The sequence below is a fragment of the Exiguobacterium sp. SH5S4 genome (genome assembly GCF_004337045.1).
Lineage (GTDB): Bacteria > Bacillota > Bacilli > Exiguobacteriales > Exiguobacteriaceae > Exiguobacterium > Exiguobacterium aurantiacum_A.
Genome location: NZ_SJUQ01000034.1, coordinates 1 through 13,773, shown reverse-complemented (window position 1 = coordinate 13,773; position 13,773 = coordinate 1). Strand labels below are relative to the sequence as shown.

Annotated in this window: 10 protein-coding genes, 1 rRNA gene and 2 riboswitches; of the genes, 8 read left to right on the top strand and 3 right to left on the bottom strand. The window is 49.3% G+C overall.

The window, feature by feature from the left end; translation table 11 throughout:
* Positions 1 to 205: 205 nt before the first annotated feature.
* Entirely contained in the window at positions 206 to 1,468 is a 1,263-nt protein-coding gene (locus EVJ32_RS14445) for a tetratricopeptide repeat protein (protein ID WP_131458896.1), read from the top strand.
* A gap of 60 nt (positions 1,469 to 1,528) precedes the next feature.
* Here the strand turns inward: EVJ32_RS14445 and EVJ32_RS14440 are convergent, their stop codons facing one another.
* Positions 1,529 to 1,849, bottom strand: a complete 321-nt coding sequence (locus EVJ32_RS14440; RefSeq protein WP_131458895.1) for a hypothetical protein — start codon at positions 1,847 to 1,849, stop codon at positions 1,529 to 1,531.
* 204 nt (positions 1,850 to 2,053) lie between these two features.
* Positions 2,054 to 3,892 carry an ATP-binding protein gene (locus EVJ32_RS14435; protein ID WP_236635542.1) on the bottom strand — a complete coding sequence of 613 codons (1,839 nt, stop codon included), beginning with the start codon at positions 3,890 to 3,892 and terminating at the stop codon, positions 2,054 to 2,056.
* A 234-nt stretch (positions 3,893 to 4,126) separates the two neighbouring features.
* Between EVJ32_RS14435 and EVJ32_RS14430 the strand changes: the two genes are divergently transcribed.
* The 6 genes from EVJ32_RS14430 (at position 4,127) to EVJ32_RS14405 (ending at position 12,475) form a co-directional block, all read left to right on the top strand.
* The gene (locus tag EVJ32_RS14430; protein ID WP_131458893.1) at positions 4,127 to 4,732 is read left to right on the top strand and encodes a flavin reductase family protein; all 606 of its coding nucleotides are present in this window, start codon (positions 4,127 to 4,129) and stop codon (positions 4,730 to 4,732) included.
* 171 nt (positions 4,733 to 4,903) lie between these two features.
* Positions 4,904 to 5,857, top strand: coding sequence for an AAA family ATPase (locus EVJ32_RS14425; RefSeq protein ID WP_070329107.1), 954 nt, complete (start codon positions 4,904 to 4,906; stop codon positions 5,855 to 5,857).
* Positions 5,854 to 6,921 carry a DUF58 domain-containing protein gene (locus EVJ32_RS14420; RefSeq protein ID WP_131458892.1) on the top strand — a complete coding sequence of 356 codons (1,068 nt, stop codon included), beginning with the start codon at positions 5,854 to 5,856 and terminating at the stop codon, positions 6,919 to 6,921. Before EVJ32_RS14425 ends, EVJ32_RS14420 begins: the two co-directional genes overlap by 4 nt.
* A complete protein-coding gene (locus EVJ32_RS14415) occupies positions 6,918 to 9,014 on the top strand; it encodes a transglutaminase domain-containing protein (RefSeq protein WP_131458891.1) in 2,097 nt (698 codons plus the stop codon). Before EVJ32_RS14420 ends, EVJ32_RS14415 begins: the two co-directional genes overlap by 4 nt.
* 41 nt (positions 9,015 to 9,055) lie before the next feature.
* Positions 9,056 to 9,156: riboswitch (purine riboswitch) on the top strand.
* Positions 9,157 to 9,267: 111 nt separating this feature from the next.
* The gene (guaA, locus tag EVJ32_RS14410; protein ID WP_070329119.1) at positions 9,268 to 10,791 is read left to right on the top strand and encodes a glutamine-hydrolyzing GMP synthase; all 1,524 of its coding nucleotides are present in this window, start codon (positions 9,268 to 9,270) and stop codon (positions 10,789 to 10,791) included.
* A gap of 132 nt (positions 10,792 to 10,923) precedes the next feature.
* A riboswitch (purine riboswitch) is annotated at positions 10,924 to 11,025 on the top strand.
* Between the two features lie 88 nt (positions 11,026 to 11,113).
* Positions 11,114 to 12,475 carry an NCS2 family permease gene (locus EVJ32_RS14405; RefSeq protein WP_131458890.1) on the top strand — a complete coding sequence of 454 codons (1,362 nt, stop codon included), beginning with the start codon at positions 11,114 to 11,116 and terminating at the stop codon, positions 12,473 to 12,475.
* A gap of 19 nt (positions 12,476 to 12,494) precedes the next feature.
* On the opposite strand, the gene EVJ32_RS14400 is transcribed toward EVJ32_RS14405, so the two are convergent.
* Complete coding sequence (locus tag EVJ32_RS14400) at positions 12,495 to 13,328, bottom strand: VanW family protein (RefSeq protein ID WP_131458889.1); 834 nt, start codon at positions 13,326 to 13,328, stop codon at positions 12,495 to 12,497.
* A 334-nt stretch (positions 13,329 to 13,662) separates the two neighbouring features.
* On the opposite strand from EVJ32_RS14400, the gene EVJ32_RS14395 reads away from it, so the two are divergent.
* Positions 13,663 to 13,773, top strand: a 16S ribosomal RNA gene (locus EVJ32_RS14395); the annotation flags it as partial.

Below are 13,773 nucleotides of genomic sequence, written 5' to 3'. Positions count from 1 at the left end.
CCTAAAATTATCTTAAGTGATTACTCTTTTATAGTTAAATCTTATCATGAATTGTGTATCGGTCGAACTGTGACTAGTTGGGAAATTTTCAGTCGAAAGGCCTGTTTTTTGATACAAAACGTTTAAATTTTCCTAAATCCGAAAGAAACAGAAGGATGATAACAAAAAACTGTCTGATATTAGGGCGAAGGGGCTACTGCTTATAATGGAATATAACTATGGAAACCTAATTAAAGTAGAGCGAATGAGAAAAAATATGAAACAAACCGTTTTAGCCCGAGGGATTTGTTCAGTTTCTTATTTAAGTAAAATTGAAAATAATCAAACTTCTCCTAGTGAAGAAGTACTGGAACTTATTTTTGATAGGTTAGATCTGGATGTACCACTCTATTTTGACTTTAGCAATCAAGTAGAGAAAGTAAGAAGTGAAATTCGAAGTCTGCTAAAAGAAGCAATCTTAAATCGTAATGATCAAGATAAGCAAAATATGATTAAAAAATATATAGAACATCCAGCTGTCAAACAGTCGAGGACTCTGTATATTACTTTGATGGTTACTCTGGCAAGATTTGGTATGATGCCTGGTGGTGATGAGCGATATGTTACAGAGGTTGGTTGGATTGAAGACCAGTTGACCAAAGACGATCAGCTAAGATACACAATTATAAAGGCTCTAAAGATGTTTCATAAGAATGAGAAAGAGCTTGCTTTTGAACTTGTGGAAAAATTAAACGAAGAATTAGCGGGTTCAGGAATACCTGATTGGGAAGTCGCTGATATCCGTTACATCATGGGGGGACTTTACTATAAATTTACAGATAATATTCAAGCAATCGAAAATGTGAAATTTGCACTCGTTTATTTCCAAGAGAATTTTTATTTAGAGAGAATTGTAGAATGTCATTTAATTATTGGTCTATCTTATAAGAGGAGGAAGCGTTTTTCTGATGCATTATCTTATTATCAGAAAGCGATTAAAGTGATAAGTGCCACAGATTTAAAGAATTATTATGGCATGCTTTACAACAATATGGGTGAAATTTATTCTCTGCTTGGTGAGCAAGATAAAGCTTTGCAGTATTTTATTGAAAGTTTTGAATATAAAATTGATGTGCGAAGCAAATTATATAGTGTTTTATCGTTAATTGAAGTTAACTTTGATCAAAGTAACGAAGAAGGTGTGGGGAAATGGTTAACAGTAGGATATGACTTAATGGAAAAAGAAAATGAAATAGAAGAATTCAATCATCACTTTGATATATATTTGAATTATTTTAAAGAAAAAAATGTAGATAAACTGATCTTCAGCTTGAAAAAAGCAGTCTCATATTTCGAATCCCATGATGAATACATGTACACAAAAAAATATGCACTTTGGCTTGCGCGAGAACTAAGAGAAAACGGCAAGTACAAACTAGCCACTGAATACTACGAAAAAGTAATAACGATTATGTCTCAATCCGAATAACGTCTCCCAAAAGGAGGCGTTTTTTCACGCGCAAAAAAAGAGACGCCCGAATCGTCTCTCTCATGGTGTGGTGAAATAGTGAATCGTCCAAAACGATTCATGGAGAAGTGACTCTTGTTCCGCATGCCCTGCCTGTACTTGTTGGATCAAGTGGATGATGTGCTTTTGCAAGTTTGAATCGTGGGAACCGCTGTGGAGGATATGATCCTCGTTCGCGATGATGTAGAAACCACCTAAGCGAAGCGGGATGTGGTTTCTCACGATTGATACGGCAATCTGGAGTTCGGTTTGTCCACCTTGAAGTGGAACGTTTAAATCAAAACGTCCCCATTGTTTAAAGTCGCCTAATTCTGAAAACGCGGGTGGGTCCTGGTGATCCAACTTCATGACCTCCAATCGTGTGTCTCTCTTCTTCCTTAGTATAACTTCTTTTCTATAAAAGACGTGTAAGAATATTGGCATAGGTGTAACCGAGTGAACGAATTCTGTTCCGTTGCTATTGTTTTTCTATATTATGCCAAAAGATTCCTTTATTAAAAGGCAAAAGGCAGTAAAAAACACGATCGGCTTAAATGCCAATCGTGTTCATTGATGAACCGCTTCTTTTAAAGTTGGTAATTCACAGATGAACGTGCTGCCTTCACCGTAAATCGATTCGACGTGTAGGTGGCCTTCGTGTGCTTTAGTGATTTCCTTACAGATGGCAAGGCCAAGCCCGGTCCCGCCGATTTTACGACGGTCCGAATTGTCGACACGATAAAATTTTCCGAATAAGTTCGGCAGAGCGGACGAAGGGATGCCGATCCCGTTATCGCGTACTTTTATGACGACTTGATCGTCGATCCGTTCGAGCGAGACGAGGACGTTGCCGCCTTCTGGTGAGTATTTGATGGCGTTGCTGAGCAAGTTGCCGAGTAGTTGTTGCATCCCGCCGAGATCTGCCTCGATATGAAAATCTTGGGCCGAGTCGGCGTCGAGGTGAATGTGGTGCAGGTCGGTCGTCTCTTGATAGAATGTGATGCTGTCGCGTGCTAGTGTATACAAATCGACATGTTCCCACTCGAACGTCTGTTTTCCGGCCTCCATCTTTTGAAGGTCGAGGAAGTCGCTGACCAAGTAGGAGAGGCGTTTCGCCTCGTCATGAATCGTCTTCAAATACAATTCGCGGCGGCTGTCTTTCAAATTACGTTCGAGCATCAATTCTGTGAACCCGTAAATCGATGACAGCGGCGTCCGTAATTCATGAGACACGGTCGAGACGAGCTCGGACTTCATTCGGTCGATTTCGGTTTCGGCCGTCACATCACGTAAGACGAGCATCGTTCCGTGAAGCGTCTCGTCCCGGTAAATACTCTCCGCATACACTTGGAGGTGACAATCCCCCTGGTCAAGCGAGATCGAAAGTCCGTCTACCGGAGGGTCTTGGTTGAAGACGCGTTCGACATAGTCGATGAACAACTCACGTTGGTCGACGCGTTCGGCCAACTGTTCGATATCGATCGAGACGGTGGCCAATTCCTCATAGCCTTTGTATTCGAACTGAAGCTCATCGAACATGCGCACGAAAGCCCGGTTACCGACGACGGTCTGTTCTTCATAGTTCAAGTAGAGGATCGCTTCGCGCACCGAGTTGATCAATTGGGCCGTCTCTTTCCGATCTTGTTGCATCTGACTGTAAAGGCGCGTCCGTAGCAAGGAAATCGCTAATTGATTCGCGAACGCGTTCAATTCCGACTTTTCGCTCGCATCGAACTGTTCGTCATAACAAGCGAGATAGAGGCACCCGATCATCGTGCCGTCAGACGGATCCTTTACCGGGATGGCCGTCTCGTGGATATAGTAAGGATAGTTGTGAACATCGTCGGCAATTTTTTTCGACGTCGCCTCGAGTGCTTGTGAGGTCATGGTACGTTGTAATAGATATGATTTTTCGATTAAGCTCTCTTGTTGTTCCTCGGTCATTCCGTTTGGGACGACCGAATGGATTTCTCCGTCTTTGACGAGCAACAACGCGCCGAATTCTGCTTCGGTCAACGAGACGATTTTTTCGATGACCGACGAGTAATCGAACAACGATTCCTTTGAGGCGAGCACTTCAATTAATTCGTTTCGGGATTGTAGTTTGGTCTCGTTTTGTTTTGATTCCTCGAGCACTTGTTGCATCTCTTGCTGCTTCGCGTGCATGTTTTCATTTTGAGCAGACGTCCGTTTAATGAGCGGTCGCCCGATTAATAAAATAGCTCCGATAAACATGGCTAACCCGACTACCCAGATCCAACGCAGCGACATCAGTTCGCTTGACGAGACAGTCCCGTCTCGAACGAACCAAGCTCCGATCCCGGTCAAGACGAGGCTGGCGATACATACTCCGTATAAGATGCGGAGTATTTGGCGACTGTCCAATTGTTCAACCCACTTGCTCATAATTCTCTCTACTTCCTTCCATATCTAAAAACCACTTCACTTCATTCATTCATCAAATAATCGAAATATACATAAAGAGAAATCGTCTGATTTTTCTTTTTATCTAATTAATATATCTAGACAGATTTACCCCTAATTTAATGATCCTACACATTCCGATGCGCTTACGTTTGACATCGTCCATTCGAAACAGCTAGCTTGAAAGTAACAATATGATGAAAGAAGAGGTGGGCTATGTTATCAATCGATCCGACTGCATTGACTGAACGAGACACGTATAAATTTTTAATCGGGAGCATCGTCCCGCGGCCGATTGCTTTTGTGACGACGCGCAACGGTGATGTCATCAATGCTGCCCCGTTCAGTTACTTTAATATCATCGCGTCAAACCCTCCGCTCGTCTCGGTGTCCATCCAACGGAAAGACGGTGTCATGAAAGATACGGCTCGGAATGCAGTTGCGACGGAAGAACTCGTGATTCATATCGTCGATGAGACGAACGTCGCACTCGTAAATGAGACGGCGGCGAACCTAGGGCCGGAGGAAAGTGAGCTCGACCGGACGACGTTCACGCTCGAACCGAGTGACGTGATTGAAACGCCGGGTGTCAAAGAAGCGAAGATCCGGATGGAGTGTAAACTTCATCATCACGTTCCGATTGAACATGACGGAAAAGTGACGGCCGATGTTTTAATCGCCCGTGTCGTCCGTTTTCATGTCAATCCCGAATTGTATCAAGCCGGGCGCGTCGACCTAGCGCAATTGGCACCGATTAGCCGTCTGGCCGGCGATTTTTATGCCAAAATCGGGGAACAGTTCGAGATTGAACGACCTAAATAATCTGGCAGGCGCCCGCTCGTTTTGGAGAGAGGGCGCCTGTTTTCGGGTAAAGAACGGAAAGCCGATTCGCACGAGGTATTTCTTTCATTCAAGCGGCTCAATATGTCACAATAAAATCAGAACATTCGAATTTCGGAAGAGACAGGAACAAGAGAAAAAGGGGAGTCGGCCATGTCTTATCGTCCAGCCATTCAATCGATCATCACCGCCATTGAGACGGTGATCGTCGGAAAAGAAGATGTCATCGCGAAAAGTTTGACTGCTTTGCTTGCCGGAGGTCACGTGCTGTTAGAAGATGTCCCGGGTGTCGGGAAGACGATGCTCGTCCGTGCGTTCAGCCGTGCCATCGACCTTAACTTTAAACGCGTTCAATTCACTCCAGACATGCTCCCGTCCGATTTGACGGGCATCTCGATGTATAACCAAAAGACGAAAGAGTTTGAATATCGTCCCGGTCCGCTTATGGGAAACATCGTCCTAGCCGACGAGATCAACCGGACGTCACCGAAGACGCAGTCGGCGCTCTTAGAGGCGATGGCGGAGCGCAGTGTGACCGTTGACGGCGAAGTGAAGATTCTTCCGTCGCCGTTCTTCGTCATGGCGACCCAAAACCCGATCGAGCATGAAGGGACGTATCCGTTACCGGAAGCCCAACTCGACCGTTTCCTTCTCAAAATCGAGATGGGCTATCCGTCATTCAATGAGGAGATTGCCTTGTTGACCCGTTTCGAGAAGGCAGAACCGCTAGAAGCGTTGCAAAGTGTCATCTCGAAAGAAGAAGTGGAACAGATGCAGCGTGAAGTACGCGACGTCCACGTCTCGAGCGCGGTCAAGCAGTATATCGTCCGCTTGATTCATGAGACGCGGAACGACCCGTTCACATACCTCGGCGGAAGTCCGCGGGCGACGCTCGCTCTAATGAAAACGGCTCAGGCGTGGGCATACATCCATAACCGTGATTTCGTCTTACCGGATGACGTCAAGGCGCTCGCGGGAAGCGTGCTCGGGCACCGGGTATTGTTGACGGCGGAAGCGCGCTATAAAGGGAAGACGTCAGAGCAACTTGTCAAAGGGTGGCTCGACACACTTCCTGTCCCGATGGATCGCGAGGTCAAGGAAGTATGAAAAATTGGATGAAGCTGTTCCTCGTCTGGGCGGCGGCATTCGGACTTTATGCGTTCGCTCGCATCGAAGGGAGTATCGTCGCGTCGACGCTATGGTGGTCATTTTTCGTCTTGACCGTGTACTGGACGCTGTTCATGGTGTATCCGGTCACGGCGGCGAACGTATCTCGTCGCGTCACGACAAAACGCCTCGTCTCCGGGCAGACGATGGACGTGGCACTTCGAATCGAACGGAAGTACCCGTTCCTCGTCGGTGTCGTCACGCTCGAAGAGACACCGCCACCGCGCTTGGCCGAGGTGACGGATCCAATCGTGATCCCGGTCGATCGTTTCTTTCGACGCAGTGAGACGGTCCATTATGAAGTGGAACACATTAAACGTGGCATTCATGTGTTTGACCGGACGCTTTTTCACGTGCGTGACGTCTTTGGGTTATTCGACCGTAAACGGACGCTTCGGATTGAGACGGTCGTCGAAGTCTCCCCGGCTGAACTTCCTTTCGATTTGCCGCGCGATGAACACGTCGGCGGACGGGGCGAGCAATATCGGCGCACCCGGACATATACCGAAGTCGCCAACACGACGAGCGGTGTCCGTGAGTATGCGGCCGGAGACCGTATCGGCCGGATCGATTGGAAAGCGTCGGCCCGTCGAGACAACTTGATGACGAAGACGTTCGACCAAGAGCAAGAAAAGAAACTATCGCTCGTATTCGTGCCGTCGGCTTCGGCCGGGCATGAGGAAGCGTTCGAACGTTCGCTATCACTGCTCGTCGGGGCGATTCGGCAACTCGAGCGCAAAAACTTGCCGTTTGAACTGTACGTCATCGAAGAGCAAGTCCGCTTGTTCCACTTGCCGGACCAAAGTGCCGAGCTTGGGCATTATCTGTTGACGGCGACGCCGGAACCGGAAGGCCGTCTCGTCGAGCGGGTCAAGCGCAACTTGCCGCAAGAGACGGGCAACTTGATTTTGATCAGCCCGTTTGAGACGAAATGGGTGCGCGAACTCATGCATGAGACCCAAGGTAGCTATCATCTCTATACGGCGAATGAGGTGACGACATGACCGAGTGGGTGAAGCGAATTGTTTATACGGCGCTGGCCGCTTACTTGTTGTCATTTTGGGTTGAACCGATCGTCGGAAGCACGACGTTTGATGTGAACTGGCCATTTTTATTTTTGCTGCTCGTGCCGATGTTTGCGAGCCTGCTCCCTTGGTACGGCTTTATCGCTGTCGTCGTCCTCAACTTTTTTACTGTCCTCTACATTTATCACGGCAGTTTGCTCGACTGGTTCGGGCTATGGCTCGACGACTTGACGGGCGTATTGAGCGGGGCGCTGCCTGAAGAAGCCGTTTTCTTCTCGGCGATGGCGCTCATCGGTGTCTTGTTTGCCATCTTGGTCGGCCGGACGTATCCGAGCTACGGCTTCGTTCTCGGAATGATCGTGTCGACACTTGGGTTGATGGCGTATTTTGACACGTGGACGCTCTATGATGGTGAAAGTAACATCCTATTCGCCATCTTGGCATCGCTCTTCCTCTTGTTCGTGACCGATGTGGCGAAGCGTCCGAGCAAATCGCTCGTCCGTTACGTCAGCATCGGCCTGCTCGCGGCGGTCGTCATCGTGCTCGGCAGTGTGTCTCCGACAATCGAAGGGGACTGGTCCGATCGGGTGACGACGAGTTTCCAAAACGCTTTGAACGAGGGCGGTTCAGGGAGCGGCCGCGTCGGTTACGGCGTGAACGACGAACAGCTCGGCGGTCCGTTCGAACAAGATGACGGCATCGTCTTCATCGCCCGTGGTGTGCCGGCCCGCTATTGGCGCATCGAGGCGAAAGAGATTTACACGGGTAAAGGATGGGTCGAAGCCCCTGTCCTCGATTCTGACTATAACCGGGGGCAACTCGTCGACGATGAGGTCGATACGACCCCGGAGCAGGCGTTGCTCCGATTTGACCGCCGCCAGTCGTTCGTTCCGTATGGCGGGGAGTACCCGCAGGCGGCAGAGACGGAGAGTGGGAAGGAGTTCCTCGTCGGAGACATCGAAGAGTCGTTCCCGAATGAGACAATCCACATTCGACCTTCCGGAAAAATCGTATTCGATAATGACGGACAAGTGACGCCGGAGACGATTCAGTTGCGATACAGCGTTCCTGCATTTACAGAACAACAACTCGAACTGAACGAACCGGTGATGACGTTGACGGATGAGGAACAACAAGCCTATTTGCAGTTGCCGGAAACGCTACCGGACCGGGTCCGTGATTTAGCGGTCGAGATTATGGCCGACAGTGAGAACCCATACGAACAAGCTCAAGCGATCCAAGCCTTCTTTCGGTCAGGTGAGTTCCAATATGATACGGAAGATGTGGCGACCCCGGAAGGTGAGACCGACTATGTCGACCAGTTCTTGTTCGATACGCTCGTCGGGTATTGTGATAACTTCTCGACGTCAGCTGCCGTGCTCTTGCGGGCGAACGGTGTACCGACACGATGGGTGAAAGGCTTTACGATGGGGGATACACGCGGAGTCATCCAAGGTGAGGAAGAATATACGGTCCGAAACCGCCACGCCCACTCGTGGGTCGAGTATTTCGTGGAAGGGGCTGGTTGGGTGCCGCTCGAGGCGACGATCAGTTTCTCTGACGCCAACTTGTTGCAAGTCGAGACGGAATCGGGCATCCGAGCAGATGATCCAGTGGCGAACGACCCTCAGGCGAACCAAAACAATCAACAGACGAACCGTCCGCAAGAAGACTTGGCGCTCGACGACGTCGCGACAGGTGAGACGGCGACCGAGTCGTGGAACATACCGGTTTGGGCTTGGGTGCTCATCGTGTTCGCAGTCGCCTTGCTCGTCTGGAACCGCAAGTCACTCGAACGGTTGATTATGGTCCTCTGGTGGACGAGACGTCCGCTCAATGAACCACGGCTCGTGGCGATGCATCGTTATCTCGTGAAACGGCTTCGCGGCGCCGGATTTAAAGTTGAGGGCCGGACGCCGTCCGAGCTCGCGGCCGAAGTCGATGCGTACTACGAATCGGACGAAATGACGCGCCTGACGCGCTTGTTCGAACAGAGCCTTTACGCCGATCAAACTCCGAATTCAAAATATAAAGAATATTGGAAAATCATGATTCGCCGAATTATGAGTTGAAGTGAACGGGTGCATACAGTAAGATAGACGCATTAGTTAGACAATTGAACAAAGCATTCCTTCGTATATACTCGCGAATTGGCGCGAGAGTCTCTACCGGACCACCGTAAATGGACCGACTATGAAGGAGCACGTTTCGTATACAGAAAAAAGGGCGTGCTTCTTCTTCGGTTTGGTGAATCCGTGGGAGAGGCTCGCTCTTTTTTTGAGATGAAGGCAGAAAGGTGGAGGTTTTGTGAAGATAGAACAAGAAATGATTTTGGTGCTCGACTTTGGAGGACAATACAATCAGTTGATCACACGCCGAGTGCGTGACCTTGGGGTGTACAGTGAGCTTCATTCCCATAAGATGACCGCTGCCGAGATTCGTGAACTTGCCCCGGCCGGTATTATTTTCTCGGGCGGACCGAACAGCGTTTACGCGGAAGGTGCGTACCGCTGCGATCCAGAAATCTTTGAACTCGGTATCCCGATCTTTGGGATCTGTTACGGCATGCAGCTGATGACGCATCACTTTGGTGGACGCGTCGAACGTGCGGCCCACCGCGAGTATGGGAAAGCGACGCTGTTCTCGACACCTGAAGCATCTGCCCTTTACACAGGCTTGCCAGTTGAGCACACGGTTTGGATGAGCCACGGTGACCTCGTCATGGAAGCACCTGAAGGGTTCATCGTCGATGGGACGAACCCGTCTTGCCCGGTCGCCTCGATCAAAAACGACGACCTCAAAATGTATGGTGTCCAGTACCATCCGGAAGTACGTCACTCGGAGTACGGCAACGACATCTTGAAAAACTTTATCTATGAAGTGTGTGGTGCCAAAGGCGAGTGGTCGATGGAGAACTTTATCGACATCGAAGTCGAGAAGATCCGCGAGATCGTCGGCGATAAACAAGTCCTCTGCGCCTTGTCTGGCGGTGTCGACTCATCTGTCGTCGCAGCACTCGTCCATCGCGCGATTGGAGACCAGTTGACGTGTATGTTCGTCGACCATGGTTTGCTCCGGAAAAACGAGGCGGATAGCGTCATGAAGACGTTTGCTGACGGATTCAACATGAAAGTCATCAAAATCGACGCGCAAGAACGCTTTATGGCGAAATTAGCCGGCGTCTCTGATCCGGAACAGAAGCGGAAAATTATCGGCAATGAGTTCATTTACGTGTTTGACGAAGAAGCGTCTCAACTCGTCGATATGGACTTCCTTGCCCAAGGGACGCTTTACACGGATATCATCGAGAGCGGTACCGACACGGCGCAGACGATCAAGTCGCACCATAACGTCGGTGGCCTGCCTGAAGATATGAACTTCACGTTGATCGAGCCGCTCAACACGCTATTTAAAGATGAAGTACGGGAACTTGGGACAGAACTCGGTCTTCCTGAATACATCGTTTGGCGTCAGCCGTTCCCGGGACCGGGTCTTGGAATTCGCGTCCTCGGTGAAATCACGGAAGAGAAGCTCGAAATCGTCCGCGAGTCTGATGCGATCCTTCGCGAAGAAGTGAAGAAGGCTGGACTCGAACGTGATATCTGGCAGTACTTCACCGTTCTCACACCGATCCGTTCGGTCGGGGTCATGGGTGACGAGCGGACGTACGACTATGCGGTCGGCGTTCGTGCCGTGACGTCGATTGACGGGATGACATCGGATTGGGCGCGCATCCCTTGGGACGTGCTTGAAAAGATTTCAGTTCGAATCGTCAATGAAGTCAGTCACGTCAACCGTGTCCTGTACGACATCACATCGAAGCCACCAGCGACAATCGAGTGGGAATAAACTTGAGCAGAGGGAACCCCTCTGCTTTTGTCTAATTCCGAACATTTAACGAAAAAATATTAATAAAATCCGTCATTTTGTTGACATTCAATTTTAACGCTGATAAGATAAAAACGTTCTTATTCATATCCGAACAATCAAATTAAATTTTGCCGTATAATATCGGGAATATGGCCCGAGAGTCTCTACGAAATCACCTTAAATGATTTCACTACGGCGAGACATATATAAGGGGACGTCTGTCCCTGTATGTTTCGCGTGGGGTCCTCGGTCATTGATCGGGGACCTTTCTCGTTTTACGGCGAGCCAAGGAGGAAAACCAATGAGCACACAGCTCAAGCAAGAACCGAAACATCAACCGTCAGAAAGCCGGATCGAACGTCACTTCCAGTTGAATGAACTTGGAACGAACGTGAAAACCGAACTCGTCGCAGGATTCACGACATTCCTCGCGATGGCGTACATCTTGTTCGTCAACCCGAACGTGCTCGGGGCTGCTGGGATGGACATGGGTGCCGTCTTCGTGGCAACCGGTCTCGTCGCACTTATTGGATCGGTCACGATGGGGCTATTCGCCAACTACCCGATCGCTATCGCGCCAGGTATGGGGCTTAACGCCTTCTTCGCCTACAGTGTCGTCATCGGGATGGGCATCCCGTGGCAGACGGCGCTCTCGGGTGTTCTCGTCTCAGGATTGTTCTTTATCGTGTTAACACTTTCAGGTATTCGTGAGACGGTCGTCAATGCGATTCCGGCTCCGCTTAAAATGGCGGTCGCCGCTGGTATCGGATTCTTCATCGCCTTCATCGGATTGAAAAACGCCGGTATCGTCGTCGCCAACGAAGCGACGCTCGTCGGTCTCGGTGCACTCGGTACAGGGACGACGCTTCTCTCGGTATTCGGTCTTGTCGTCACAGCGCTTCTCATGGTCCGAAACGTTAAAGGTGGTATCTTCATCGGGATGCTCGCGACAGCAATCGTCGGAATGATCTTCAACCTCGTCCCGACACCGACGGCGATCTCGGATATCGTCTCGATGCCGCCGAGCATGTCTTCAACGTTCGGTCAAGCATTCATCAACTTTGCGGACGTGTTCACGGTACAAATGCTCGTCGTCATCTTGACGTTCTTCTTCATCGACTTCTTCGATACAGCGGGTACGCTCGTTGCGGTCGCTCGTCAAGCGGGCATCATGAAAGACAACAAAGTACCGCGTGCGAGTAAAGCACTCATGGCTGACTCGACAGCTACAGTCGCTGGTGCGATTTTCGGTACGTCGACAGCGACATCTTACGTCGAATCGTCAGCGGGTGTGGCTGCAGGTGGCCGTTCTGGATTGACAGCAGTATTTGCGGGTCTCTTCTTCGGACTAGCACTCTTCTTCTCGCCACTTCTCGCAGTCGTCACGTCGGCAGTCACAGCCCCGGCGCTCATCATCGTCGGTGTATTGATGGCGTCAGCACTTCTCGATATCGATTGGAGAAAGCTTGAGATTGCGATCCCTGCGTTCATGACGATTCTCATGATGCCGCTCACTTCATCGATTGCGACCGGGATTGGGCTCGGGTTCATCCTGTATCCGCTCATGATGATGGCGAAAGGGAAGGCGAAAGAGGTTCATCCGATTGTGTACGGAATGCTCGTCATCTTCCTCGCATACTTCATGTTCTTGCCACACGCTTAAATGGCTAAGGCCGACTCGATTAGGAGTCGGCCTTTTTGTATGCAGTGTTTTCTGGCAGGAACGGATCATACATCGTGAGTGCGTGGTTTTCAGTGATGAACTCATTGCGTAGCAGTGTGCCGTCCTGTGAAATGACTTCTCGGAAAATTTGATTGTGCCGGATTGTCCCGCTCCACCACTCCTTTGTGAAATGGTGGTTTTGTTCGTATATTTTATAACTGACGGCCGGCGGGATGTCGGATCGCCATTCGCCGATAAGTTCATCTCCTTCTATATATAGAAGCAATTGATACGTTTGGGTTGTCTGATTCATAATTTGCAGATCGAGATAATTGTATGAACATGTCGCCCCGCTGCCGAACGGTTGGTCGCGTCTAGAGTCCGGGAATACATCGTAACTGTGCCGATAACGTTCGGTGACGGTGAGTGGGCTGTGCAGTGTGATCCAGTAAATCAAATTCGAAAGTTGACATAGGCCGCCCCCGACACCGGTAGTGACTTTGCCGTAGTGAAGGATCATGCCGTCGACATATCCTTTCCGTTTCGTCGGCCGCCCGATTGATTTCCAGTAAGATAATACTTCACCAGGGTGGACGATCAAGTTGTTAAGTTGCTTGATTGCGATGTTCAGGTTGATCACTTTGTTTCGTTGCATTTCCATATCGACATCACGGAGTCTTCTGTATAAAGGTGTGCGATGGGTGTGGATCAAATGAGGTAACGGCGCTTTACTTTTAGTGGACGCATAGTGCTTCTCGTCCGTCATCCATTCGAGACTTCGTTTGAGCGTATATGCTTGTGTCCCAGCCCAGATACGTAGGGGCGACCTGTGTTTTGGTTGGAGTTGCTGCATGTTGTGGCCACCTTCTGTGAATGAGTATAGGGAACGTATTCGAGTAGCGGAGAGTGATTCCTTCTTTAATGAAAAAGAGAAGAGAAATTTTTCTGAAGTTTTTTTAGAATAATGCTTGCCAGGCAGTTTGGGGGATGATATAGTTATCTCTGTTGCCAACAACGCTTTCGGAAAATGAGAAAAAAGTTGTTGACATGATTTAAAAAGAAATGTTATTATCATTTAGTCGCTAACGGCGACAGACGAACTTTGAAAACTGAACGATGAGGCAAAAAAAGTTTTACAAGTTTTGATTGAAGCGCAAGCTTCGTCATTTTCAAGAGCTATATCAAATTCTTTGGAGAGTTTGATCCTGGCTCAGGACGAACGCTGGCGGCGTGCCTAATACATGCAAGTCGAGCGCAGGAAATCGACGGAACCCTTCGGGGGGAAGTCGACGGAATGA